At 71.7% G+C, this 24,395-nt stretch carries 22 protein-coding genes and 1 pseudogene; 7 read left to right on the top strand and 16 right to left on the bottom strand.

Annotated features, from left to right (window positions below):
- Positions 1–19: 19 nt before the first annotated feature.
- The 3 genes from AB0B39_RS32285 to AB0B39_RS32275 all read right to left on the bottom strand — a co-directional run bounded on the left by AB0B39_RS32285 (position 20) and on the right by AB0B39_RS32275 (position 1,585).
- Positions 20–337, bottom strand: coding sequence for a hypothetical protein (locus AB0B39_RS32285; RefSeq protein WP_234588899.1), 318 nt, complete (start codon positions 335–337; stop codon positions 20–22).
- 70 nt (positions 338–407) lie between these two features.
- Positions 408–953 carry a hypothetical protein gene (locus AB0B39_RS32280; protein ID WP_234588897.1) on the bottom strand — a complete coding sequence of 182 codons (546 nt, stop codon included), beginning with the start codon at positions 951–953 and terminating at the stop codon, positions 408–410.
- 35 nt (positions 954–988) lie between these two features.
- Positions 989–1,585 (bottom strand): MauE/DoxX family redox-associated membrane protein, encoded by a 597-nt coding sequence (locus tag AB0B39_RS32275; protein ID WP_357576172.1) that lies wholly within the window; start codon positions 1,583–1,585, stop codon positions 989–991.
- A 145-nt stretch (positions 1,586–1,730) separates the two neighbouring features.
- Between AB0B39_RS32275 and AB0B39_RS32270 the strand changes: the two genes are divergently transcribed.
- Complete coding sequence (locus AB0B39_RS32270; protein ID WP_234588893.1) at positions 1,731–2,501, top strand: AfsR/SARP family transcriptional regulator; 771 nt, start codon at positions 1,731–1,733, stop codon at positions 2,499–2,501.
- Here the strand turns inward: AB0B39_RS32270 and AB0B39_RS32265 are convergent.
- The 5 genes from AB0B39_RS32265 to AB0B39_RS32245 all read right to left on the bottom strand — a co-directional run bounded on the left by AB0B39_RS32265 (position 2,467) and on the right by AB0B39_RS32245 (position 6,391).
- Positions 2,467–3,477: a YihY/virulence factor BrkB family protein gene (locus AB0B39_RS32265; RefSeq protein ID WP_357496316.1), complete on the bottom strand. Its 1,011-nt coding sequence runs from the start codon at positions 3,475–3,477 to the stop codon at positions 2,467–2,469. The two genes, AB0B39_RS32270 and AB0B39_RS32265, sit on opposite strands and share 35 nt — an antisense overlap.
- A gap of 64 nt (positions 3,478–3,541) precedes the next feature.
- Complete coding sequence (locus AB0B39_RS32260) at positions 3,542–4,351, bottom strand: ABC transporter permease (RefSeq protein WP_357576171.1); 810 nt, start codon at positions 4,349–4,351, stop codon at positions 3,542–3,544.
- Between the two features lie 9 nt (positions 4,352–4,360).
- A complete protein-coding gene (locus tag AB0B39_RS32255; protein WP_357576170.1) occupies positions 4,361–5,158 on the bottom strand; it encodes an ABC transporter permease in 798 nt (265 codons plus the stop codon).
- 247 nt (positions 5,159–5,405) lie between these two features.
- On the bottom strand, positions 5,406–5,597 hold the full coding sequence (locus AB0B39_RS32250) for a DUF397 domain-containing protein (protein ID WP_357496310.1): 192 nt from the start codon (positions 5,595–5,597) through the stop codon (positions 5,406–5,408).
- Positions 5,588–6,391 carry a helix-turn-helix transcriptional regulator gene (locus AB0B39_RS32245; protein WP_357496308.1) on the bottom strand — a complete coding sequence of 268 codons (804 nt, stop codon included), beginning with the start codon at positions 6,389–6,391 and terminating at the stop codon, positions 5,588–5,590. The genes AB0B39_RS32250 and AB0B39_RS32245 overlap by 10 nt, the downstream gene beginning before the upstream one ends.
- A gap of 254 nt (positions 6,392–6,645) precedes the next feature.
- Between AB0B39_RS32245 and AB0B39_RS32240 the strand changes: the two genes are divergently transcribed.
- Positions 6,646–6,882, top strand: coding sequence for a flavin reductase (locus AB0B39_RS32240; RefSeq protein WP_357496306.1), 237 nt, complete (start codon positions 6,646–6,648; stop codon positions 6,880–6,882).
- 65 nt (positions 6,883–6,947) lie between these two features.
- Here the strand turns inward: AB0B39_RS32240 and AB0B39_RS32235 are convergent, their stop codons facing one another.
- Together AB0B39_RS32235 and AB0B39_RS32230 are read right to left on the bottom strand one after the other, a co-directional pair.
- Entirely contained in the window at positions 6,948–7,487 is a 540-nt protein-coding gene (locus AB0B39_RS32235; protein WP_357496304.1) for a hypothetical protein, read from the bottom strand.
- A 131-nt stretch (positions 7,488–7,618) separates the two neighbouring features.
- Complete coding sequence (locus tag AB0B39_RS32230) at positions 7,619–8,551, bottom strand: ABC transporter ATP-binding protein (protein ID WP_357576169.1); 933 nt, start codon at positions 8,549–8,551, stop codon at positions 7,619–7,621.
- A 122-nt stretch (positions 8,552–8,673) separates the two neighbouring features.
- Between AB0B39_RS32230 and AB0B39_RS32225 the strand changes: the two genes are divergently transcribed.
- Complete coding sequence (locus tag AB0B39_RS32225; RefSeq protein ID WP_357576168.1) at positions 8,674–10,917, top strand: TRAP transporter fused permease subunit; 2,244 nt, start codon at positions 8,674–8,676, stop codon at positions 10,915–10,917.
- A complete protein-coding gene (locus AB0B39_RS32220; RefSeq protein ID WP_357496300.1) occupies positions 10,914–11,933 on the top strand; it encodes a TAXI family TRAP transporter solute-binding subunit in 1,020 nt (339 codons plus the stop codon). The genes AB0B39_RS32225 and AB0B39_RS32220 overlap by 4 nt, the downstream gene beginning before the upstream one ends.
- Positions 11,934–11,940: 7 nt before the next feature.
- On the opposite strand, the gene AB0B39_RS32215 is transcribed toward AB0B39_RS32220, so the two are convergent.
- Both AB0B39_RS32215 and dnaG read right to left on the bottom strand, forming a co-directional pair.
- A complete protein-coding gene (locus AB0B39_RS32215) occupies positions 11,941–12,477 on the bottom strand; it encodes a hypothetical protein (protein ID WP_357496298.1) in 537 nt (178 codons plus the stop codon).
- Positions 12,478–14,383, bottom strand: a pseudogene (gene dnaG / locus AB0B39_RS32210) (DNA primase). It lies immediately after the preceding gene.
- A gap of 114 nt (positions 14,384–14,497) precedes the next feature.
- On the opposite strand from dnaG, the gene AB0B39_RS32205 reads away from it, so the two are divergent.
- Positions 14,498–15,700 (top strand): low temperature requirement protein A, encoded by a 1,203-nt coding sequence (locus AB0B39_RS32205; RefSeq protein ID WP_357496296.1) that lies wholly within the window; start codon positions 14,498–14,500, stop codon positions 15,698–15,700.
- Positions 15,701–15,703: 3 nt separating this feature from the next.
- Here AB0B39_RS32205 and AB0B39_RS32200 read toward each other — a convergent pair whose 3' ends face one another.
- Genes AB0B39_RS32200 through AB0B39_RS32190 form a run of 3 tightly spaced genes read right to left on the bottom strand, consistent with a single transcriptional unit; the run spans position 15,704 to position 18,146 of the window.
- Positions 15,704–16,534, bottom strand: coding sequence for a siderophore-interacting protein (locus AB0B39_RS32200; protein ID WP_357496294.1), 831 nt, complete (start codon positions 16,532–16,534; stop codon positions 15,704–15,706).
- A 14-nt stretch (positions 16,535–16,548) separates the two neighbouring features.
- A complete protein-coding gene (locus AB0B39_RS32195) occupies positions 16,549–17,802 on the bottom strand; it encodes a deoxyguanosinetriphosphate triphosphohydrolase (protein WP_357496292.1) in 1,254 nt (417 codons plus the stop codon).
- Positions 17,799–18,146 (bottom strand): VOC family protein, encoded by a 348-nt coding sequence (locus AB0B39_RS32190; protein ID WP_357496290.1) that lies wholly within the window; start codon positions 18,144–18,146, stop codon positions 17,799–17,801. Before AB0B39_RS32190 ends, AB0B39_RS32195 begins: the two co-directional genes overlap by 4 nt.
- A gap of 249 nt (positions 18,147–18,395) precedes the next feature.
- Between AB0B39_RS32190 and AB0B39_RS32185 the strand changes: the two genes are divergently transcribed.
- The gene (locus AB0B39_RS32185) at positions 18,396–18,896 is read left to right on the top strand and encodes a roadblock/LC7 domain-containing protein (protein WP_357576167.1); all 501 of its coding nucleotides are present in this window, start codon (positions 18,396–18,398) and stop codon (positions 18,894–18,896) included.
- Between the two features lie 115 nt (positions 18,897–19,011).
- On the opposite strand, the gene ppdK is transcribed toward AB0B39_RS32185, so the two are convergent.
- Positions 19,012–21,720: a pyruvate, phosphate dikinase gene (gene ppdK, locus AB0B39_RS32180; protein WP_357576166.1), complete on the bottom strand. Its 2,709-nt coding sequence runs from the start codon at positions 21,718–21,720 to the stop codon at positions 19,012–19,014.
- Between the two features lie 259 nt (positions 21,721–21,979).
- On the opposite strand from ppdK, the gene AB0B39_RS32175 reads away from it, so the two are divergent.
- The gene (locus AB0B39_RS32175) at positions 21,980–23,701 is read left to right on the top strand and encodes a beta-N-acetylhexosaminidase (protein WP_357576165.1); all 1,722 of its coding nucleotides are present in this window, start codon (positions 21,980–21,982) and stop codon (positions 23,699–23,701) included.
- Positions 23,702–24,395 lie beyond the last annotated feature (694 nt).

Raw genomic sequence — 24,395 nt, 5'->3', positions numbered from 1 at the left:
CTCCATCCCGGTCAGGCCGTCAGCAGTTCGAGGTGCAGGTGCACTTGCCGGCGGAGGCGTTGTACGAGCCGTCGGAACGCTTGCGCTCGCAGCACTGGCAGCGGTAGATCGGTCCCACCGTGCCGAACGTGCAGGTCCACACGTAGTGGCTGGCCGCCAGGCAGGTCGACATGCTGATGTTCGGTGGCACGTACTCGAGGCTGCAGCAGTTCCAGTTGGCCGCCTGGGCCGGCGACCCCTTGGCGAAGACCGCGACGGCGGCGGCCAGTCCGCCGGCGCCGATCCCGCGCAGCACGCCCCGTCGTTTGACCGAGGACTTGGGGACAGCAGTGGTCATGACACCTCCTGTGTGAGATGGGCTGCCGGGTCGCGTGCCTCGTCGCACGCCACCCGGGGTCCTGGCGCGCTCACGCCTCCTGGGCGGAGTGGGCGGAGTGCAGGTGGCCGGTGGCGGCGAGGGCGCTGTCGAGCGTCCAGAAGAGCAGCGCGGTGTCCAGCCGACCGTGCCGGAACAGCAGGGCCGCCGGGCTGGAGTCGATGTTGAACTCCCCGGTGCTCCAGGCGCCGCCCTGGTCCAGGTACGGCCGGGCCCGCTCCAACTCGTGCCGGCGGATGAAGTCCTCGCCGCGCTCGCGGACCCCGCAGGAGACCACCACGCTGAGGTCGACCCCACGGTCCAGCGCGCCCGGCACCTGGGCGGCGATCTGCTCACAGCTCGCACACGAGGAGCTGAGCACCAGCACCAGGGCGCGCTCGCGGTCGCGCAGGTGCGCCAACTCCGCCGGCCAGTTCAGCGACTCGGCGCCCAACCGGGCGTTCTCCAGCGGTTCGACCTGGGCCGACGGTTCGTTGCTCTGCTCCGGCAATCGCGCCGCCAACTGACCGAGCATCGCGAAAAACAGCACCATCGTTCCGGCGAGAACCAGCAGGACGAAAGCAAGGAACATGGTCATGGCGTTCATTACCCTTCGTGGTGGAGAAGCGCCCGTCACACCCGGTCGGATTGCGGGAACAGCGGTCGTACGATCGGGAGAATCCAGCGACGGTTGGCGTAGAGCGACAGCAGCAGCGCGGCGAGCGCGGCACCGATCACCGGCCCGGCGGGCTGGTTGGCGGCAGCGTCGACGACGGCCAGGTTGCCCACCGCGACGGCCAGCAGACCGACACCGATGGCGATGTTGACCGGTCCGAAAGGAGCACCCTCGGTGCGGCCGAAACACCCGCACGGCTCCTCGCTGCCCCGGACCGCGCCGACCAGACCGACCACCGCGAACGACAGTCCCAGCGCCGCCACCAGCAGCGCACCCGCACGTCGAGTGGGCTCCACGACCAGGGCCACCGCGGCGCACAGTTCCAGCAGGGCCACCAGCCGCACGAGGCCGGACCCGGACGCCCAGGGCAGGCCGATCTCGGAAAGAGCACGTCCCAACTGCGTGCCGTCCACGGTCTTCGCGGCGGCAGCCTGCATCAGCAACGCCGCCGCCACACAGTTGACGAATAGGATGCCGACAATGGATATTGAAGCCACAACGGGCTCCTTCCCCGCTATTAGCGGAAGCGCGTCGTTACTGGCACTCTGACCCATCGGCTCATTCGTACGGCACATCCCCGGCACCGCGACCGCACGGATCCGTCATCGTCATGTCATCGGCGGGCATGACTCGGCCGACGACCGTGCCGTGAGCCTTGGCACGGCTCTGCGGGCCACCCGGCCCACCGAACGGAGAAACGTGGAATTCGCCATTCTCGGCCCGCTGGAGGTTCGCTCTTCAGGCACGCCGGTGGATCTGCCCGCGCCCCGTCAACGACGGATCCTGGCCGCGCTCCTGGTCGCCAGCGAGGGTTGGCTGTCGGTCAACCGCCTGATCGAGGCATGCTGGGACGACGCGGGGCCGTGGACCGCCCGCAAGCAGGTACAGAACCAGGTCGGGGCGCTGCGGCGGCACCTCGTCCGACACGGCGGTGACGCCAACATCGTGGTCACCCGCCCCGACGGCTACCAACTGGACGTGTCCGACGCGTACGTGGACGCGCGGGAGTTCGCCGAGACCGTCCGGCGGGCCCGGCAGGCCGCCGAGGTCGACACCGCCCGCGCGGTAGCCCTCTACCAGGGCGCGTTGACCCTGTGGCGCGGTCCGGCGCTGGACGGGCTGAACAGCCCCGCACTGGAACCCGCCGCGGCGCGACTTGCCGAACTGCGGCTGCTCGCCGCCGAGGAGCGCTACGACCTGGAGCTGCGGCTCGGCCGACACCGCCAGGTGCTGGCCGACCTGATCGAACTGGCCGCCGAACACCCCTCCCGGGAGCGCCTACAGGCGCTGCTCATGCTGGCGTTGTACCGGGAGGGGCGACAGGTGGAGGCACACGGCGTCTACCGGCGTCTGCACGACCACCTCGCGGAGGAGCTCGGAACCGGGCCCGGTGGCGAACTCCGGCAGCTGCGCGAGCGGCTGCTGTGCGATCAGGTCAGCGCTTGGCAGCCGAATTCCGCTTCTTCCTGAGCTTGCGGTCGTCGCGCAGCTCCAGGTACGGCTCGTCGTCGACAGCGTGGCCGGCCGAGATGGCCCGGCCGCGCTCCAACTCCGCGTCGAACTCGGCGCCCAGCAGGATCGCGATGTTGCTCAGCCAGAGCCAGACCAGAAAGACGATCACGCCGGCCAGCGCACCGTACGTCTTGTTGTACGAGCCGAAGTTGCTCACGTAGAGGGCGAAGAGACCGGAGATCACCAGCCAGATCACCACGGCGAGCACCCCACCCGGGCTGACCCAGCGGAACCCGCCGTGCCGCGCGTTCGGCGAGGCCCAGTAGAGGATCGCGAACATCAGGCTGACCAGGAGCAGCAGCACCGGCCACTTGGCGATGTCCCACACCGTGACGGCCGTCGAGCCGAGGCCTACCGCGTTCCCGACCAGTTCGGCGAGTCGGCCGGTGAAGACCACGATCACCGCGCAGGCCAGCAGGAGCACGCCGATCACGGCCGTCACGCCGACCCGGATCGGCAGGGTCTTCCAGATCGGCCGACCCTCCGGCACGTCGTAGATCGTGTTCGAGGCGCGCATGAACGCGGCGATGTAACCCGACGCGGACCAGAACGCGGCCAGCAGACCGATGATCGCCGCGACGCTGGCCAGCCCTCCGCTGCCCTGCGCCTGTTGGATCGCATCCTCGATGATCTTCTGGATGCTCTCGTTGGGCACCGCCTGGTTGACCGTGTCCTTGACGCCCTCGGTGGCGCTGGTGCCCAGCAGGCCGAGGATGGAGATCAACACCAGCACGCCCGGGAAGATGGACAGCACTCCGTAGTAGGTCAGCGCCGCCGCCCAGTCGGTCAGACTGTCGTCCTGGAACTCGGCGACCGTGCGGCGCAGCGCTGCCTTCCAGCCGCTGCCGGGCAGGTCGGTGGGGCTGTCCGGCCCGGCGTCGGGCCCGACCGGCCCGCCGCGCTCACGGTGGTCGGACGTCTCGTCGGAGGCCATCGCCCCTCCTCTTCGTCGGCGGTGTCGCCCGAAGGACATGCCCCACGAACAGCGGCGATAACCCCTACGGGTAGAGCAACCTGCCCATCCGGCGCGACGCCACGAAAAGGCCGACCGCCAACAGCGCCAGCAGATAGAACACGTCGAGCAGCCAGAGCCAACCCCCGGTGCCCAGCGCGACGCCGCGAATCAGGTGCACGGCCCGGTACAACGGGGTGACCTCGATCAGCCAGTGCAGCAGGGTCGGGTAGGCCTGCGCCGGCACGAAGGTGCCGGAGAAGAGGAACAGGGTGAACTGCGCGGACGCCACCAGGTCGAAATCCTGCCAGCTGCGCATGACTGTGGAGACCGCCATGCCGAGCGCCCCGAACGCGAACCCGACCAGCACCGCAGCGGGCAGCGCGGTGACCGCGTGGACGACGCTTGTCAGATCCAACGCGACCATCACCCCGAGGAACGCCGCCGAGTAGGCGCTGCCCCGCAACATCGCCCAGCTCAGCTCACCGAGGGCGATCTCGAACGGCCGTACCGGGGTGGCGATCATCCCGTCGTACAGCTTCATGTACTTCATCTTGCCGAAGAAGTTGAAGGTGGTCTCGGAGAGCGCCCCGGTCATCGCGGAGGCGGCCAGCATCGCCGGAGCCACGAACGCGGCGTACGCCACCAGCCGCCCGTCGGGCAGCGGCAGGTCGCCGACAAGCGTCCCGACACCCACGCCGATGGAGAGCAGGTAGAGCAGGGGCTCCACGAAGCCGGAGAGCAGCAGCAGCCAGTAGACCGACTTCAGCGCGGCGAGATTGCGCTCGACCACCGACCCCGACCGCCGGGAGGCGGCGGAGACGTCGACCAGCCGGGGCAGCACCAGCGTGACCACGAGATCTCCCTAGACGACGAGCTTGCGGCGGAAGGCGCGCAGCGCCAGCAGCCAACCGACGGCCGCCCAGGCAGCCAGGTAGAGCAGGTGCCCGGCGACCGACCACTGTGGGGCGACCCCGAGCGTCGCCGCCCGGCAGAGATCGACGGCGTGCCACAGCGGAGTCGCGTACGCCAGCCAGCGCAGCGCCTCCGGCAACGACTCGACCGGGAAGAACACGCCGGCGAACAGCGTCATCGGGATGACCGCGAACCGGAACAGCATCGCCAGCCAACTGTCACTGGACACCACCGCGGCGTACGCGAACGTCGGCGTGGCCCCGGCCAGCGCGAGCAGCGCCACCACCGGCAGGGTGGCCAGCGCCCACGGCGAGCGCAACGCCCCGAACAACCCGGTGACCAGCAGGAAGGCCGCGATCGTCGTGAGCACCCGGAACAGCACGAAGGCCAGGTGCCCGGCCAGGATGTCGGCCACGCGCAGCGGCGACGCCGTCTGCGCGAAGTAGGTCTTGATCCACTGGAAGTTGCTGAACACCGGCCACGTCGAGTCGCCCACTGTCACCTGGAGGGCCGTCGAGGCGATCAGCCCCGGGACCAGCCAGTCGAGATAGCGCACCCCGTCGACGCCCTGGTCGATGTACGCGCCGACGCCCAGCCCGAAGCCGAGCACGGTGAGCACCGGCAGCAGGAACGACGAGAACACCCCGGCCCGCCAGGTGCGCCGAAGACCCACCAGGTAGTGCTCGAACACCGCGTACGCCGGCACCCAGGGCACCCGCCTCGGCTGCGCCACACTCACCATGACCACCCCCGTCCCCGACCTTCCTACCCCCGGGGTACGACAGGCCGCCGGTCACCCTACGGCGACCCCGTCGACGTGTCGCCCGGGTTTCGACCTGCCGTGCGCCACACCGGCGGCGGGCCGGCGCGATGATCGACTCGGGTTCGCGGATTCCGGGGTGTCCCGGCCCCGCGGATGCCCCGGTTTACAGGAAGCCGAGTGGACCTTGACGGTGCCGGCACCGAGCGGGCGGGCTGCGCGACCGTCCGGGGACCTACCGCCGGACGGCGTCGGACCCGACGAACGTGCGCCACGCGTCGGGCGTGAAGACGAGCACCGGGCCGCCCGGATCCTTCGAGTCACGAACGGCCACCAGCCCCGGAAGGCTGTCGGCCACCTCCACACAGGCACCGCCGCTGCCGTTGCTGCGGCTGCTCTTGCGCCACCGGACGTCGGTCAGCTCCATGTCTCCGCCACTTCCGCAATCAGGTCGAGGGACTGCTGCTGCGATAGTGCCTCACCCCGGATCGATTCCCACACCTCGACCATCTGCCGGACGTACTCGGGGCGGTCGATCACCTGACCGTGGCGCTGCCCGTCGAGGTAGACGACATCCTCACCGGAGGATGCGGTGGCGATCACGAAGGGACCATCGAGCCCAGCGTACGCACCGGCGATGAGCGGCACGACCTGGATTCGGACCCGGGGCAGGGCCGAGCCGAGCTTCACGAGGTGACGCAACTGCTCGCGCATCACCTCCGGGCCGCCGACACGACGGCGCAGCGTGTACTCGTCGATGACCACGCTGAGCAGCGGCGGCCGGTCCCGGGTGAGCACGCCCTGCCGGTCGAGCCGAGCGGTCACCTGCTGTTCGACCTCGTCCGCCGCGAAGAGCCCGGCACCGGCCAGGATGGCGCGGGCGTACCCCTCGGTCTGCAACAGGCCCGGCACGTAGACCGGCTCGAACCACCGCAGCGCGGTGGTCTCCTGTTCGACGCCGGCCCAGTCGCGGAACCACGGCACAACGGCCTCGCGGCTGATCCGCCGCTGGATGCGCTCGAAGCGCCCGTCGGTCGCGAACACGGCGTCGCACCGACGCGCGAAGTCCAGGCTCGGCCGGCGCTCGGAGGTCTCCACCTTGGCGACAAGTGCCCCGGAATAGCTCAGCGCTTCCGCCAGCGTCGCCTGGGACATGCCGCTGGCTGCCCGGGCCAGCCGTAGCTCCTCCGCGAAGTGCTCCAGCATGGACGAACTCTCCACGGACAGCCTCCGTACATCTTCGTACCGTGCCGGGCCGATCACCGTACGCCCTGGTCGTCGGCGCGCGGAACCTCCCACGGTAGTCGCGTCCTCAGCAGACTGTCACGCAGCGGGACCGCTCACGGGGTCGGACGGCGGGCGGAACCAGGCCGGGGGGCGTTCCGTGACCGCACACGGTCCGGGACGCCCCCACCCACCCGATGGAGGTTCCCGGTGCGACTCGCCTCGTCAGCTCGCGACCACGGAGGGCTCTGATGCCTCGCTACCGCCCGCACGTGGCGGCGCGTCCCTCCTGGCGCTGCCGGGTCTGTGGTGCGGCGTGGCCGTGCTCGCCAGCGCGTCTGGCGTTGCTGGGCGAGTACCGCGAGAACCGGGCCGGCCTGCTGATCTACCTCGCCACGCTGCTTCAGGAGGCGGACGGGGACATCGGCGGCAGCACCGCGCCTGACCTGCTCACGAACCGCTTCCTGACCTGGGCCAGAGCCCGCTGACCCACCGGCCGACCGGCGCGTCAGACCGGCCGGCGGACCGGGTCGGGCCGGTCGGCAGGGACGGGTCAGGCCGGCCGGTACGCGCGGGCCAGCGCCTGCACGGCGTAGCCGAGCAGCAGTACGCCCGCACCCGTGCCGATCACCAGGCCGGGGGACACCGCCGAGGCGAGCCCGACGACGAGACCCGCCACCGCCACCACGCACAACGCGACACCGAGCGGCCGCAGCAGTGGGTCCCCCAGCAGCGGGGCGAGGGGAAAGAAGTGCAGTCCGACGATCAGGCAGACAAGCACCGGCACGTACGCGGACCAGCCGGCAGCGACCAGCACTGCCGCTCCCAGCCCGGCGGCGACGAACTCGGCGACGACGATGAGCAGGTAACGGCGGTCGGTGGCCCGGTTCCGCGGGCCGACCGCGCCCCGGGTGCGTGCCGACAGCACGCCGCCCAGCACGGCGGTCAGGAGTGCGGCGACGCTGCCCACCACAAGCAGGGCGCGCAACGGCTGCTCGGCCGCCGGCACGCTGAACCAGACCATCGCGAAGATGCCCAGGTAGAGAGCGGTCAGCCCGGCCTGGTGGCGGCTGCTGGTCACCAACGCGGACATGGAACCTCCCCTGATCAACCCGCGTCAGGCGGATGCGTCGACCGGGCCCGCCGATGGTACGCAAGATCATTCACGCCCGCACTTCGCAGCGACCACGGGGATCGGCACGCCCTGAAGGATCGCGTCCCCCGTCAGTCGACCAGGGTGCGGCCGGTCAGGTGCAGGAAGACGTCCTCCAGGCCGCTGCGCCGCACCAGGACGTTGGCCGGGTTGAGCCCCAGCGCACCGACCTCGGCGACGGCCGCGTCGCCGTCGGGCACATAGAGCAGCACCCGGTCGGGCAGCACCTCGACCCGCTCGCCCACACCGTCGAGCTTGCCGGCGAACGGCTCCTGCGACTCGGCCGCGAAGCGCAGCTCGACCACCTCGCGGGTGGAGTGCTCCTCGATCAGCGCCCGGGGTGAGCCCTCGGCGACGATCCGCCCGCCGTCCATCACCACCAGCCGGTCGCAGAGCTGCTCGGCCTCGTCCATGTAGTGCGTGGTGAGCACCAGTGTCACGCCCTGCTGCTTGAGCCGGAACAGTCGCTCCCACACCAGGTGCCGCGCCTGCGGGTCGAGCCCGGTGGTCGGCTCGTCGAGCAGCACGATCTCCGGATCGTTGACCAGGGCGCGGGCGATGGTCAACCGGCGCTTCATGCCACCGGAGAGCGGCTCGACCTTACTGTCGGCCCGCTCGGTGAGCTGGACGAAGTCGAGCAGCTCGGCGGCCCGTTCCCGGGCGGCCCGGCGGGAGATGCCGAAGTAGCGGGCGTACACCGTGAGGTTTTCCCGGACGGTCAGCTCCGGGTCGAGGTTGTCCATCTGCGGGCACACGCCGAGCCGGGCCCGGATCGCCGGCCCGTCGCGGACCGGATCCAGGTCGAGGATGCGCAGCTCGCCGCCGCTCGGCGGGGAGATGCAGCCGACCATCCGCATGGTGGAGGACTTGCCGGCGCCGTTGGGCCCGAGGAAACCGAACGCCTCACCCGAGCGCACCTCGACGTCGATGCCGTCGACGGCGGTGAAGTCGCCGAACCGCTTCACCAGCCCACGAGCCTGAATCAGTGGTCGCCCCGAAGTCACCGCCCGACCCTAACCGCCGGGTCCGACACCCCTCCACGCAAATACGCACGCGCCCGACCCGCCGGAAGCAAACGCCGCTCAACGCCCCACTACGACGGGCAATCGACAGGTATCGTCCTCACGTGTCGCCCGCCAGCTCGCCCGATGGTCCGCCGTCACCCGCCCGGCCAGCCAGCTCACCCGGCGACCGGCCTGCCACGAACGCCGCCGACGGGCCACCCCGACCACGTCCAGCAGCCGAGACCGCAGACCTGGCCGGGAGCGCAGACGCAGCCGGACCAACCGGCCAGACCGCGACCACAGAACCGGCCGGACCGGCCAGCGCGGCCGAGCGGGCGACCCGGGACCTGGCGGCCCAGTTCGAGGACGAGAAGCCCGGTCGGGTGCTGTCCGGGCCGGCAGCTCTGCTCCTCGGCACGGTGGCGCTGGCGGTCGGCGCGCTGGCTCTCTGGCAGGTGTTCCGCCCACTCACGCAGGGCAGCAAGTACTACCTGATCATCTTCTTGGCCGGCGTGCTCCCCCTGGTTTTCCTCGCCTACCCGGCCGGCCTACCGCGCTGGGCCCGCCCGCGCCGACGCAGCGACAACGGCGACATCGCCAGGCCCACCGTCACCGACTGGGTGCTGGCCGCCCTGACCGTGGCGGCCTGCCTGTATCCCGTCCTGCCGATCCACATCGGTACGGGTGGCGGCGGCTACAACGCGTTCCTCGACCGGCAGGGACTGCTCGCGCCGAGCGACCTGGTGCTGGGTACGGTGCTGCTGCTCCTGCTGCTGGAGGCGTGCCGCCGCACGACAGGTTGGATCCTGCCGGCCGTCTGCCTGCTGTTCCTCGGGTACGGCTACTACGGCGGGTTGCTGCCGCAGTCCTGGCCGGTCGCGCACGCCGGGCTCGACTTCAGTCAACTGGTCGACGCGTTCTACAACTCCGACAGCGGTTTCTACGGCACCCCGTTGGACGTGGCCGCCTCGTACATCGTGCTGTTCACCATTTACGGCGCGGTGCTGGAACTGTCCGGGGCCGGGCGGTTCTTCGTCGACCTGTCGGCTGCGGCGTTCCGCCGCTCCCGTACCGCCGCCGGCCGAACTGCGGTGGCCTCGGGCTTCCTGCTCGGCACCGTGTCCGGCTCCGGCGCGGCGACAACTGTGAGCATCGGCGCGGTCACCTGGCCGCTGCTGCGCCGCGCCGGTTATCCCCCGGAACGGGCCGGCGGCATGTTGGCCGCGGCCGGGGTGGGCGCGATCCTCTCCCCGCCCACTCTTGGTGCGGCGGCGTTCATCATCGCCGAGTACCTGGGCGTGTCCTACCTTCAGGTGCTGGGCTGGGCGACGATACCGACGGTGCTCTACTACCTGGGCATCCTGCTCGCCGTGGAGATCGACGCCCGCCGGTCGGGCGTACGCCCGGTCGTCCTCGACGTCGACTCGCCGTGGCGGCTGCTGGGCCGGCTCGGCTACCACTTCGCGTCGCTGATCGCGATCATCGTTCTCCTCGCGGTAGGTGTATCCGCGACGAGGGCCGTCGTCTTCGCCATCGTCCTGGCCGCCGCGCTGTCGTACCTGGACCGCACGCACCGGCTCACCCCGACCCGGCTGGCGACCGCGCTCGTCACCGGCGTACGCGGGGTCCTGGCCGTCACGGCGGTCTGCGCGGCCGCCGGCATCATCACGGCGACCACCACGAAGACCGGTCTCGGGCCGCAGGCGGCGGCGCTGCTGATCGGCGGGGCGCAGGCGGCCACCTCGGACCCGACGCTGGTCCTGGTGCTCACGGCGCTGCTCGCCGCCGTCGCGCTCACTCTCTTGGGCCTGGCCGTGCCGGTTACCGCTTCGTTCGTGATCGGTTGGGTGATCGTCGGCCCGGCCCTGCTCGACCTGGGCGTGACAGCGCCCGCCGCGGCGATGTTCGTCTTCTACTTCGCCGTGCTGTCCGAGGTGTCTCCGCCGACCGCGCTCGCCGCGGTCGCCGCGGCCGCCGTCACCGGAGGCCGGCTGGTGCCGACCATGTGGCAGACCCTGCGGTACGCGCTGCCGGCATACCTGATCCCGATCGCGTTCGTCATCACCCCCGCCGGGCTGGGCCTGCTCGGCATCGGCGGTGTCCAGCGGATCGTCGTCGCCGTCCTGGTCACCGCGCTCGGCGTGGCGGTGCTCGCTGTCGCTGCCGGTGGTTGGCTGCCCGGCGTGGGTCGGGCCGGCGCCCCGGAGCGGGTGCTCGGCGCTCTCGGCGGCGTCACACTGCTCTGGCTCGAACCCGTGCCGGTCGCCCTGGGCACGACGCTGGCCGCCGTCGCGGCGACGGGTGTGTTCCTGCGAGGCCGATCCGCCAGTCGACAACCGACCAACCCTGTCAAGGAGAGACCGTGAGACGAATCGACGTACGGCTCGCAGCGGGCCTGAGCGTGCTCGCCCTCGTCACGACGGGCGTCACCGGCTGCGGAGGCCAGCAGGGCGGCGCGGCCAAGGACGACACGGCCAGCGAGGTCACCTGCGAGGTGACCCGGGAGACGCGCGTGGGCATCGCCACGGGCAACGCGACAGGTGTCTACTACGTGGTCGGCAACGCCCTGGCCGGCCAGTTGTCCGGGGCGACCGGCGGCAAGCTCACCGGCACCGCCGCCGAGACCGGCGCCTCGGTGCAGAACGTCGAGCAGTTGGTCAGTGGCAAGTACGACGTGGCGTTCTCGCTGTTCGACACGGCGGTCAACGCGGTCGAGGGCAAGGGCAGCTTCAGCGCGCCGCAGCCGGTGCAGGCGCTGGCCCGTATCTACGACAACTACACGCAGGTGGTGGTCCGTAAGGACTCCGGAATCACCTCGGTGGCCGGGATGCGCGGCAAGCGGATCTCCACGGGCTCCCCGAAGTCCGGCACCGAGGCGATCGCGAACCGGCTGCTGGAGGCTGCCGGCCTCGACCCGGCCAAGGACGTCCGGGCCCAGCGACTCGACCTCGCCAAGACCGTCGACGGAATGAAGGACGGCAGCATCGACGGGTTCTTCTGGTCCGGTGGCCTGCCCACCGGCGGCGTGACGGACCTGTTCACCACCGCCGGCGACACTGTGGCGTTCGTCGACATCTCGGCGCTGCTGCCGAAGCTGACCGCGCTGAGCCCCGGCTACCAGTCCGGCACGATCGGTCGGGACGTGTACCGGACGGCGTCCGACACCCCGACCATCGTCGTACCCAACGTGCTGCTGGTCCGCGAGGACCTGGACGCCAACGTCGCCTGCGCGATCACCCGGACGGTGTTCGACAAGCGCGACGTCCTGGCCCAGGCCAACCCGGCGGCCAAGGGGATCTCGCTGGAGAAGGCCCGCAGGACCCTGCCGGTGCCGCTGCACCGCGGCGCCGAGAAGGCGCTGACGGACCTCGGCGCGAAGTGACGGCCGGTCAGCTGTCGGCCGGGGCGGTGGCGGCGCGGGCCGCGCCGACCAGGCGGTCGGTCTCGGCGAGCAGGGCCTCGTCGTCCGCCGGTGTGCCGGGGTCGAGGCGGACCGTCCAGGTCAGACCGTCCACGCCGGCCACCCGCCGGGCCGCGACCCGCGCCGCGCCGCCGGGCACCGGGTGGTGTTCGGTGTACGCGACGGAACGGGTCACCCGTGCCCGCACCTGGTGCGGCAGCTCACCCGGGTCGAGCAGCAGGTACGTCTCGGCCGGCCCGTCGACGACCACTGTGTAGCCGTCGCGCTCGACGACCGTCTCGGCGGGCGTGACGGTCAGCTCCCGACCGGACCAGACCGCCTTGAGGACGTCGTGCCAGCCGATGCGGTGCCCCCGACCGGGCAGCCACAGCCCGAGGTTGCTGGCCACGACGACCCCGTCGCCCTCGCCGTTGCCCGCCGCCGACCAGGCGAGCACCCGCTCGTCGGCGGCCAGCGGTGGCCGGTCGGCCGGCGGCAGCTTCGGCTTGCGGCTGAACAGTCCCATCTAGAGCCCTCCCGCGGCCTGCTCGCGCAACGCCCGGGCATGCTGCTCCAGCGACAGCAGTTCGCCGAAGGCCGCGAAGTACTCGTCCTTGTTGTTGACCGGGTTGATCCGCTGGATGCGCGACTTGAGGTCGCGGATGCGGGCCGTCACCGACCCGAACTGCACCCGGGCCATGGTGATCGACACGTAGCGCGGGTCCGGTTCACCGTCGATCCGCAGCGGCTCCACGGCCAGCTCGCCGACCAGCGCCGCCGAGGCCAGGTCGTCGCACGCGTCGCGGACCTTCTCGATCCAGACGGCGCCGCCGGTCGCCGACACGGCCCCACCGGCCTGCGCGACGGCAGTCCGCACGCCGACGTGCACCGGGTTGCGGTATTCGGTCGCCTCGACCGCGTCGAACATCGGCCCGGCCAGCACCGGCTGTTGCAGGGCGAGCTTCAACGCCTCGCGTTCGACCATCGACTGCGGGCTGTCCACTGCCGGTTCGGGACGGGCCGGGGCGGGTCGTGGGGCGGGTGCGGCGTCCCGCCCGCCGCCGGACGGCGGAGTATTGGCGGCGGCGAGCACCGCACGCTGCACCGGCTCGATCTCCATGCCGAGGTCCATGGCGAGCTTGCGGACGTACTCCGGGCGCTTCTCCCGGTCTTTCAACTGCGCGACAAGCGGCGCGGCCCGGCGCATCGCCTCGACCCGGCCGTCGACGGTGTCCAGGTCGAAGCGGCTGATCTCGTGGCGCAGCGCGAAGTCGACCAGGGGCTCGCGCCGGGCGACCAGGTCGCGGACCGCCAGGTCGCCCTTGGCCAACCGCAGGTCGCACGGGTCCATGTTGTCGGGGCTGACCGCGATGAACGTCCGACCCACGAAGCGCTGGTCGTCGGAGAAGGCACGCAGCGCCGCCTTCTGCCCGGCGGCGTCCCCGTCGAAGGTGAAGATGATCTCGCCGGCCACCGAGTCGGTGTCCAGCAGGAGCCGGCGCAGCACCCCGATGTGGTCCGCGCCGAACGCGGTGCCGCAGGTCGCCACCGCCGTCGTCACCCCGGCCAGGTGGCAGGCCATCACGTCGGTGTACCCCTCGACGATCACCGCCCGACCCTGTTTGGCGATCTCCCGCTTGGCCTGGTCGATGCCGTAGAGCACGTGCGACTTCTTGTAGATCGGCGTCTCGGGGGTGTTCAGGTACTTCGGGCCGTCGTCGTCGTCGAAGAGCTTGCGCGCGCCGAAGCCGATCACGTCGCCGCCGAGGTCCCGGATCGGCCACAGCAGCCGGCGCCGGAACCGATCGATGAGCGTGCCCGAGCGGGCTTCCCGGGACAGCCCGGCGGTGACCAGTTCCTGATGGGTGAAGCCCTGCTGGCGCAGGTGCTTGGTGAGCAGGTCCCAGCCGTCCGGCGCGAACCCGCACCCGTAGCGCTCGGCGGCGGCCCGGTCGAAGCCCCGTTTCGCCAGGAACTCCCGGGCCGGCCGCGCCCCGGCGGTGCTGAGTTGCGCCCGGTAGAAATCGACAGCGGCGGCGTGCGCGGCGACGAGGCGCTGCCGTTGGCCCTGCTGCGGGCGGGGACGCGGGGTGCTCCGGTCGTCCTCGACGTAGCGCAGCTGGATGCCGGCACGCCCGGCCAGCCGCTCGACCGACTCGACGAAGCTGAGGTGCTCCGCGTCCATCAGGAACTTGATCGCGTCGCCGCCGGCCCCGCAGCCGAAGCAGTACCAGACGTTGCGGGCGGGCGAGACGTTGAACGACGGGCTCTTCTCGTCGTGGAACGGGCACAGGCCCTTGAGGTTGCCGCCGCCGGCGGACTTCAGGGTGACCGTCTCGGAGATCACATCCCCGATCGAGGTGCGTTCCCGGACCAGTGCGATGTCCTCGTCCCGGATCCGCCCAGCCATGCGCCACCCCCTCGGCGTACATCCTGCCCTGCCGGACCGATGACACGCCGGCCGGGGGACACCGGTGTGGCGGGGGCCGCCGTCGGGCTCGCCCGTTCCGGCCCGGCCGCCGGGCCCGCGCGGGGACCATGACCAGATGCGGAGGGTACGCGGTGACGGCGCCCGCCGGCCGCGCCGGATCCTCGGCCGGCTGGGGCTGCCTGGCGTGGCGCCCGCCCAGGACGAGGCCGGCCACCGGCACGCCACCTGGCTCGAACTCTTCCTCGACCTCATCTTCGTGTACGCGCTGGCGGCCGTCGTACGTCGGCTCGGCGACGACCCGACCCCGGCGCCGACGGCCGTGCTGGCCGTGATCGGGCTGTTCCTGGTGATCCAGTGGTGCTGGCTGGGGCAGGTCTTCTACGACAACCGGTTCGACCCGGACGACGCGCTGCACCGGCTGCTGGTGCTGGTCGCCCTGGTCGGCGCCGGCGCGATGACGCTCGGCGTCGACGAGGTGCCCGAGAGCGTGCTGCTTCCGGTGGGATACCTGATCGTGCGGGGTGTGCTGCTCCTGCTGTATCTGCGGGCCCGGCCGACCAGCCCGATGGCCCGGACCGTGACCACGATCTACCTGCTCGGGTTCGGGTCGGGCTGGCTCATCTGGCTGGCCTCGCTCGTCGCACCCACCGGGTCGCGCCCGACGCTGTGGATCATCGCGATGGTCATCGAGCTGGCCACCCCCTGGGTCGGCCGGCGCTGGCTCAACGATTGGCCGGTGGACAACCGGCACCTGCCCGAGCGCATCGGCCAGTTCACGATCATCGTGTTGGGCAGCGCGATGGCCAACCTGCTCTTCGCGGTGCCGGATCACCCCCCGCCGCACATGATCCTGACGGCCGGGCTGGCCTTCCTCATCCCGGCGGCCGTCTGGTGGGCCTACACCGCCTTCGTCACCACCCGCGTGCTGCAGAGCCGACTGCGCGGCGGGCAGGCGTACGGCTATCTGCACTTCCCGCTCGGCGGTGCCCTGTTGCTGCTGGGCTGGGCCCTCGGTCAGGTGGTCCGACTGGTCGACGACAACGTGGCCCGCATGCCGCTCGAACTGCGACTGGCGCTGGCCGCCTCAGTGATCGTCTGGACGTTGTGCGGCCTGGCCCTGTCCTGGCTGTGGGCCCGGCCGAGCGCGGGCCGGCTGGCGATCACCGGCTACGGGATCGTCTCGGTCGGCGTGGTCACCACCTGGGTGCGTGAACCGCGGCCGATGCTGCTGCTGCTCGCGGTGGCGATCGTCGGGTACGCCGTGCTGCTCAGCCGGGCCCTCGGCAAACTCGACGAGGACCCGGCAGCTGGCGCCTGACGGTCAGGCCGCGGCCGGCTCCTCGGCGGCGACCTGCCGGTTCCAGTCCGCCTTGCTCGAGCGCCAGCCCTCGTCGTCCATGCCGCGCCGCCAGTAGCCGGAGATGGAGAGCCGGTCGGCCGGCACGCCGCGCTCGCCGCGCAGCAGTCGGCGCAGCTCCCGGACGAACGTCGCCTCGCCGTGCACGAAGGCGTGCACCGAACCGGGCGGGAACTCCAGCTCGCGCACCGCCGCCACGAGGGCGTCGCCCACCGGTCGGTCACCCCGGTGCAGCCAGGTCAGCTCCACGGCGCCGGGGCTGAGCAGCTGCTGCTCCTCCGCCGGGTCGGCGATCTCGACGAGGACCCGGGCCGCAGCGCCCAACGGCAGCCGTTCCAGGGCGGCGGCGATCGCCGGCAGGGCGCTCTCGTCGCCCACCAGGAGGTGCCAGTCGGCGTCCGGGTCCGGCGCGTACGCCCCGCCCGGGCCGACGAAGTGCACCGGGTCGCCCGGGCGCAGCGCCGCGGCCCACGGGCCGGCCAGCCCCTCGTCGCCGTGGTGCACCACGTCCACGGTCAGCTCCCCGGCGAGGGGGTCCCACCGCCGCACGGTGTACGCGCGCAGCCGGGGCCACTGCTCCCGGGGCAGGTCACGGCGGATCGCGGCGAGGTCCAGCGGCTGCGGGTACGCGACGCCGGGCACCGGAAAGACCAGCTTGATGTAGTGGTCGGTGAACTCGCCCACCGGCAGCCCGGTCAGCTCGTCCCCACCGAGGACGAGCCGGATCAGGTGCGGGGTGGGTCGCTCGGTGCGCAGCACCTGGACCGAGGTGACGTTCCTTGGGCGTTCCGTCATGCAGTTAGGTTAGCCTAAGTTGCCGCGTCCGCCTCGGGCGGTGCGCCGCCGCCGGCCAGACGGGCGTGCCAACTCATCGCCCCCGGGTCGGTGAGCGAGGCGATCTGGTCGATCACCACGCGCAGCCGGGCCGCGTCGTCGGGCGCGGCCCGCCACAGCGGGGCGAACACCGGGTCGAGCCCGTCCGGGGCCCGTCCGACGAGCGCCGCCGCCAACTCGGCAAGCATCGTCCGCTGCCGCTCGTAACGGCCCCGAAAGCCGGTGCGTCGCATCACGTAGCGCAGGGCGATGCCCTTGAGCAGCGCGCACTGCGCCCGGACGCGTCTCGGCACCACCAGATCGGCGGCGTAGCGGCGGTGCGGCCCGGGCCCGTACCGCTCCTCGGTGGCCGTCACCGCCGCCGACACGAACCGACCGGTCAGGCCGCTCGTGGTGGCCTTCAGCGCTACCTGGGCGCGGTGGCTGCCGTCGTACCCGGCGAGCGGGGCGAGCAGCGGGTCAGCCAGCAGCTCGACCAGCACCTCGGCCAGGTCGGCTGGCGACTCCCCGGAGTAGGCGGCGGCCACGTCGGCACAGAGCGCGGCCCGCTCGTCGGCGTCCACGAGCAGCGGGCGCAGCCCGACGTACCCGCCGTGGATCCCGTCCTCCACGTCGTGCACCGAGTACGCGACGTCGTCGGCCCAGTCCATCACCTGCGCCTCCAGGCAGCGCCGGTCGCCGGGCGCACCGGCCCGGATCCAGCCGAAGACCGCCGCGTCGTCGGCGTACACCCCGAACTTTCGCTGCCCGTCGCGGCGCGGCCAGGGATACTTGCCGATCGCGTCGAGCGACGCCCGGGTGAGGTTCAGCCCGGCCGACGAACCGTCCGGGGCGAGCACCTTCGCCTCCAGGCGGGTCAGCACCCGCAGCGTCTGCGCGTTGCCCTCGAAACCGCCGCAGGGCGCGGCGAGCAGGTCCAGAGCTGCCTCGCCGTTGTGCCCGAACGGCGGGTGCCCGAGGTCGTGGGCGAGCCCGGCGACGTCCACCACGTCCGGGTCGCACCCCAGCCGGGCGCCCATCTCCCGGGCGATCTGGGCCACCTCCAGCGAGTGGGTGAGCCGGGTCCGCAGGAAGTCGTCGGTGCCGGCGGTGTGCACCTGGGTCTTGGTGGCCAGCCGGCGGAACGCCGCGGAGTGCAGCACCCGGGCACGGTCACGCTCGTACGGTGAACGGCGATGCCCGGTGTCCTTGGGCGGCTCCTCGACCAACCTGGCGTCGGCGCGGTTCACTTCTGGCGCAGGACGCAGAACTCGTTGCCCTCCGGGTCGGACAGGACCGTCCAGTCGACGTCACCCTGACCGATGTCGACGTGCCGGGCGCCCATGTCGACAAGACGCTCGACCTCGGCCTCCTGGTCGGCCGGGCGCAGGTCGAGATGCAACCGGTTCTTGCGCTCCTTGGCGTCGGTCACCGGAACGAAGACCAACCCGGGAAGGCGGTCGGCGGACTGGCGGATCTCCACCTCGTCCGGTCTCTCGGTGACGACCTGGTATCCGAGCGCCTCGGCCCACCAGCGGGCCAGTCGGGCCGGATCGCGGGCGTCGATGGTCAGGTTCTCCCAGACGCTGGTCATGCAGCCACCTCTCCCGTCGACGGCGGACACAGCCGGCCGTGTGTGAGCGAGCCAAGGTTACGCCCGCCGATGCCGCTCGACCTGCCCGCGACGCAGCACCGGTGCGCGCGCAACCGCCGATCGGCCCCCAGTTGCCGACCGATCGCCGTGGGTTACGGGCTCGCGGGTACACGTGGCCACCGGTAGCGTTCCCAGCGCGGAACGTGACCAACCGATCGAGGCGCGGAGCCGACCGGCAGGGAGACGCTCGTGGATGCAGGCATGGTGGTGGGCAACGAACTGCTCGGGCTGCGGCGACGCCGACCCGAGGTCGCCGGCGCCGTACTGGCCGGCACCGACGGGCTGCTCATCTCCAGCGACCTGCCGAGCACCGACGCCACCCACCTCGCCGCGCTCGCCGCGGCCAGCTACGGGCTCGGTCACCGGGTCGCCGACACGGTCCGGCGGGGTGAGTTCCGCGAGTCGGTGGTGTGCATCTCCGACGGCTGCGTGGTCACCTACCCGGCCGGGCGCAGCGCCCTGCTGACACTCGTCACCGGGTCGGCGGCAAACGATCTGGACGGGCTGCACGAGGAGGCCCGGGCGGTGGCGCACCGGGCCGGCCGCGTGCTGGACACCCGCGGTGGCGGGATCGGCGCCACAGCCGTGCCCGACGCGCACGCGCCGCTTGCCGTGCGTACACCGATGGCGACCCTGCCGGCGCAACTGCGCCGCTCGGCCCGACCCACCTGGCGTCGCCCGCCGATCTGAGCGCCGTCGACGGCCCGGCCTGCCGCCGGTGTGGGCGCTGGCGACGCGTCGGCCCGCCGCCGGTGTGGGCGCGCTGGCGGCGGCCCGGTCGTTCGGGCCGCCGCCGGCGCCCGCGTCAGCGGCTGTCCGACCCGTCGGTCTCCACTGCCGCCCGGCCGGCCTCCAGGCGGGCCACCGGCACCCGGAACGGCGAGCAGGACACGTAGTCCAGGCCGACCTCGTGGAAGAAGTGCACCGAGTCCGGGTCACCGCCGTGCTCGCCGCAGACACCGAGCTTCAGCCCGGGCCGGGCCGCCCGCCCCTCCTCGGCGGCGATCCGCACCAGCCGGCCCACGCCGTCACGGTCGATCGACTCGAACGGCGAGATGCCGAAGATGCCCAGCTCCAGGTAGCGCCAGAAGAACGCGCCCTCGACATCGTCGCGGGAGAAGCCCCAGCCCATCTGGGTCAGGTCGTTGGTGCCGAAGGAGAAGAACTCGGCCGCCTCGGCGATCTGCCCGGCGGTCAGCGCCGCCCGGGGCACCTCGATCATGGTGCCGATCAGCACCTCGACGCCGCTGTCCCGGACCACCTCAGCGATGATCTTCTCGGCCTCGGCGCGGACCGTCTCCAGCTCCTGCACGGCTCCGACCAGCGGCACCATGATCTCCGGCTTGGCCACCCGACCCTCCCGGGCGCAGGCCACCGCCGCCTCCGCGATGGCCCGGACCTGCATCGCGAACAGGCCGGGGATGACCAGTCCGAGGCGGACGCCGCGCAGCCCGAGCATCGGGTTCTCCTCGTGCATCCGCCGGACGGCGGCGAGCAACGCCTCCTCCTTGGCCACGTCCTCGCCACGTTCCTGCGCGACCGCGACGTTGACGGCGAGCTGCTCCAGCGGCGGCAGGAACTCGTGCAGCGGCGGGTCGATCAGCCGGACGGTGACCGGCAGCCCGTCCATCTCCCGGAAGATCTCCTCGAAGTCGGCCCGCTGCAACGGCAGAAGGGCCTCCAGCGCCGCCTCCCGCTCGTCCGCGGCGCGGGCCAGGATCAGCCGCTCGACCAGCTCGCGCCGGTCACCGAGGAACATGTGCTCGGTGCGGCACAGCCCGATGCCCTCGGCGCCGAAGCGCCGGGCCCGGGCGGCGTCCGCGCCGGTGTCGGCGTTCGTTCGGACCGCCAGCCGCCGCTTCCCGTCGGCGCGCGTCATGATCCGGTGTACGGCCCGGACCAGCGCGTTGTCGATGTGCTCGGGGTCGAGGCTGCCCTCGAAGTACTGCACGACCTCCGACGGCATGACCGGCACCTCACCGAGGTACACCTTGCCGGTGGTGCCGTCGATGGACACGACGTCGCCCTCGTTGACGGTCTGCCCGGCCACGGTGAACTGCTTGGCCGGCACGTTCACGTCGATCGCGTCGGCCCCGGAGACGCAGGTCTTGCCCATGCCCCGGGCCACCACTGCGGCGTGGCTGGTCTTGCCGCCGCGCGAGGTGAGAATGCCCTTCGCGGCGATCATGCCGTTGAGGTCGTCCGGGTTGGTCTCCCGGCGGACCAGGATCACCGACTTGCCCTCGGCGGCCAGCTCGACGGCCCGCGCGGACGTGAAGACCACAGTGCCGGACGCCGCGCCCGGTGAGGCGCCGATGCCCGTGGCGACCGCCTCGAACTCGTGGTCGAGCTGGAAGCGGGGAAACATGAGCTGGGCGAGCTGCGCGCCGTTGACCCGGTGCAGCGCCTCGTCCTCATCGATCAGGCCCTCGTCGACGAGCTGCCCGGCGATCACGAACGCGGCGGCGGCCGTCCGCTTGCCGACGCGGGTCTGCAACATCCACAGCTTGCCGCGTTCGATGGTGAACTCGATGTCGCACAGATCCCGGTAGTGCTCCTCCAACCGGGCCATGATGCCGAGCAGCTCGTCGTAGGACGACTTGTCGAGCTGCTCCAACTCCTGCAACGGCACCGTGTTGCGGATGCCGGCGACCACGTCCTCGCCCTGGGCGTTGGCCAGGTAGTCGCCGTAGATGCCCTGCGCGCCGCTGCCCGGGTCGCGGGTGAAGGCGACCCCGGTGCCGGAGTCGGGGCCGAGGTTGCCGAAGACCATGGTCACCACGTTGACCGCGGTGCCGAGGTCGGCCGGGATGCGCTCCTGGCGGCGGTAGAGCACCGCGCGCTCGGCGTTCCACGACTCGAACACCGCCCGGATGGCCAGGTCGAGCTGCTCACGCGGCTGCTGCGGGAACTCCCGACCGGTGTGCTTGGCGAAGATCTTCTTGTACGCGTCGACCAGCCCGCGCAGGTCGTCCGCGTCCAGGTCGAGGTCGTTGTGCGTGCCCTTGGCGCTCTTGGCCTCGTCGAGGGCGTGCTCGAACTCCTCGCCCGGCACCTCGCAGACGGTCTTGCCGAACATCTGGATCAGCCGACGGTAGGAGTCCCAGGCGAACCGGTCGTTCCCGCCGGCCTGGGCGGAGAGCCCCACCACGCTCTGGTCGTTGAGGCCGACGTTGAGGACGGTCTCCATCATGCCGGGCATGGAGAACTTGGCCCCGGAGCGGACGGACACCAGCAGCGGGTCCTGCGGGTCGCCGAGGCGCTTGCCCATCGCCCGTTCCAGCGCCTCCAGGTGCGCCTCGATCTGACCGGCGAGGCCGTCCGGCTCCCGCCCGGTCGTGAGGTACGCCTGGCACGCCTCGGTCGTGATGGTGAAGCCGGGCGGGACGGGCAGGCCGAGGTTGGTCATCTCGGCGAGGTTCGCGCCCTTGCCGCCGAGCAGGTCCTTGAGATCCTTGTTGCCCTCGGAGAAGTCGTAGACGTACTTGTGTTCGTCGGTCTCTTGCGCTGCCACCAGAGCCTCCCACGCGCGCCGGATTGACACTTAACGAAGGTTCAGGGCGAAGGTTAAGCGAAGATCGGGTGGCCTGGGACCGTTCGGTGACAATAGGCACAGCCATCACGACTATCCGCGTTCGTACCGGTTTTTGGGAACGCTTCCACGCGCACGATCACGCAATATCCCCGGTCCTCGTATTGTTGACGCCACTGGTTCTGCCGAAGCTCGCTTTTGCCATATCCGACGCGAAATAACCCCTTCCGGAGCCGTCGTCGTGTCCTCCCTCCCGATCTCCTCCCCCACCCCCGAGCCGTCCGCCGCCGCCGACCCGGTCGCGCTGCCCGCGCACCAGCCGGAGGCCGCGGACCTGGCCGCGCTCGCCGCGCGCACGGCCGGCGACGACCTGCTCGCCCCCGCGGTACGCCTCGACGACGTCGTACCGGCACCGGAACGGGTCGAAGCGGATCCCACCGCGTCCTTCGTGCTCACCGCGGACACGGCCATCCGGGTCACCGCCGACCCGGGCGCCCGCGCGGTGGCCGACCACCTCGCCGAGCTGCTCCGACCGGCAACCGGGTTCCTCCTGCCGGTAGCCGACGACACCCGTACGGACGGGCCGACCGGCACGCTGACGCTCACCCTTGCCGCCACGCCCGCCAGCCCGGCCCCCGCCACCGAGCGACCAACCACGGACCTCGGGGCCCAGGGCTACCGGCTCGACGTGACCGCCGCCGCGGTACGCCTCGTCGCCGACACCCCGACCGGCCTCTTCTACGGCGTCCAGACGATCCGGCAACTGCTCCCCGCCGCCGTGGAGAGCCCGACCCCGGTGACCACGCGCTGGGCGCTGCCCGGCGGCACGATCCTGGACCGCCCCCGCTTCCCCTACCGGGGCGCGATGCTCGACGTCGCGCGACACTTCTTCACCGTCGAGGACGTCCTTCGGGTGATCGACCACCTCGCCCGCTACAAGCTCAACCACCTGCACCTGCACCTCACCGACGACCAGGGATGGCGCATCGCCGTCGACTCCTGGCCGAAGCTGGCCACCGTCGGCGGGGCGAGCGAGGTCGGCGGCGGCCCCGGCGGGCACTACACCAAGGCGGACTACCGGCGGATCGTCTCCCACGCGGCCGCCCGGCACGTCACCGTCGTCCCGGAGATCGACCTGCCCGGCCACACCAACGCGGCACTCGTCGCGTACCCCCAGCTCGCACCGGACAAGCTCGCGCCGCCGCCGTACACCGGCACCGAGGTCGGCTTCAGCTACGTCGACCCGGCCGACGAGCAGACGTACGACTTCATCGCCGACGTCCTCGGCGAGGTGGCCGCCCTCACCCCCGGTCCGTGGCTGCACATCGGCGGCGACGAGGCGTTCAAGGTCAAGGGTGCGGTCTACACCGATTTCGTGGAGAGGGCGCAGCGGATCGTCGCCGACACCGGCAAGGCCGTCGTGGGCTGGCACCAGCTCGCCCCGGCGGCGCACCTCGACGGGCGGGTCCTGCAATGGTGGGGCACCGACGCCGAAGATCCGACCACTGCCGACGCGGTCCGGCGGGGCGCCCGGCTGATCCTCTCCCCCGGCAACCACGCCTACCTGGACATGAAGTACGCCGAGGACACCCCGATCGGGCACGACTGGGCCGGCCTCATCGACGTACGTCGGGCGTACGACTGGGATCCGGGCACGCACATCGCCGACGTGCCCAGCACTGCCGTGCTCGGCGTGGAGGCCCCGCTGTGGACCGAGTCGGTCACCTCGCTCACCGACATCGAGTTCATGCTGTTTCCCCGGCTGCCCGCCATCGCCGAGCTGGGCTGGTCACCCCGCGCCACGCACGACTGGGCCGGGTTCCGCGAGCGCCTGGCCGGACACGGCCCGCGCTGGTCCACCGCCGGGATCACCTTCCACCGCTCCCCCGAGATCCCCTGGCCGGCGACCCCCACGGTCCCCCGACAGAACCGCGCACCCCGGAACGACACGGAATCCCACTGAAGCACGACAGACCGCAAGGTCGCGCCCTCCGGTCCGGTGGGCAGTTTGTCCGGTGGCGTGAGAAGTCGAGTCGATCAACCCGGACGGTCGTCGGATGCTCGGGTCCGGTTGGTGGTTTGTCCGGTGCCGGCGGTGGCCTGATCCCCAGGTCGCCGTGTCATGGGGTGCCGGCCCCGGCGTCGGACACCGCTGGCGGCGGGCGTTTTGCCGTCGGACACCGCTGGCGGCGGGCGTTTCGGCGGGCCTGGTCGTGCTCGATCCGTGGATTAGTGGCCTCGCCCGCGTCGCGAGGGCCGTGTTTCCCGGATCGAGCGCGATCATCCGGTTGGGCGTCTTGCCGCCCCGGCTTGATCGACTCGGGTTCGGCGGTGTCGCGGTATCCGGGCGTCCGGATACCGCGACTTCAGCGAAGTCGAGTCGATCAACCGCCGCCGGTGATGGATGTCCGTGTTTCCCGGACCGAGCACGATCACCCGGTTGGGCGCAGGTCCCGTACGGGGGTGATCGACTCGGGTTCGGCGATGTCGGGGTGTCCCGGGCGTCCGGATACCGCGACTTCAGCGAAGTCGAGTCGATCAACCGCCGCCGGTGGTGGACGTCCGTGTTTCCCGGACCGAGCACGATCACCCGGTTGGGCGCAGGTCCCGTACGGGGGTGATCGACTCGGGTTCGGCGATGTCGGGGTGTCCCGGGC

It is taken from the genome of Micromonospora sp. NPDC049114 (assembly GCF_040648635.1).
Lineage (GTDB): Bacteria > Actinomycetota > Actinomycetes > Mycobacteriales > Micromonosporaceae > Micromonospora.
This window is presented reverse-complemented; position numbering and strand designations above follow the sequence as displayed.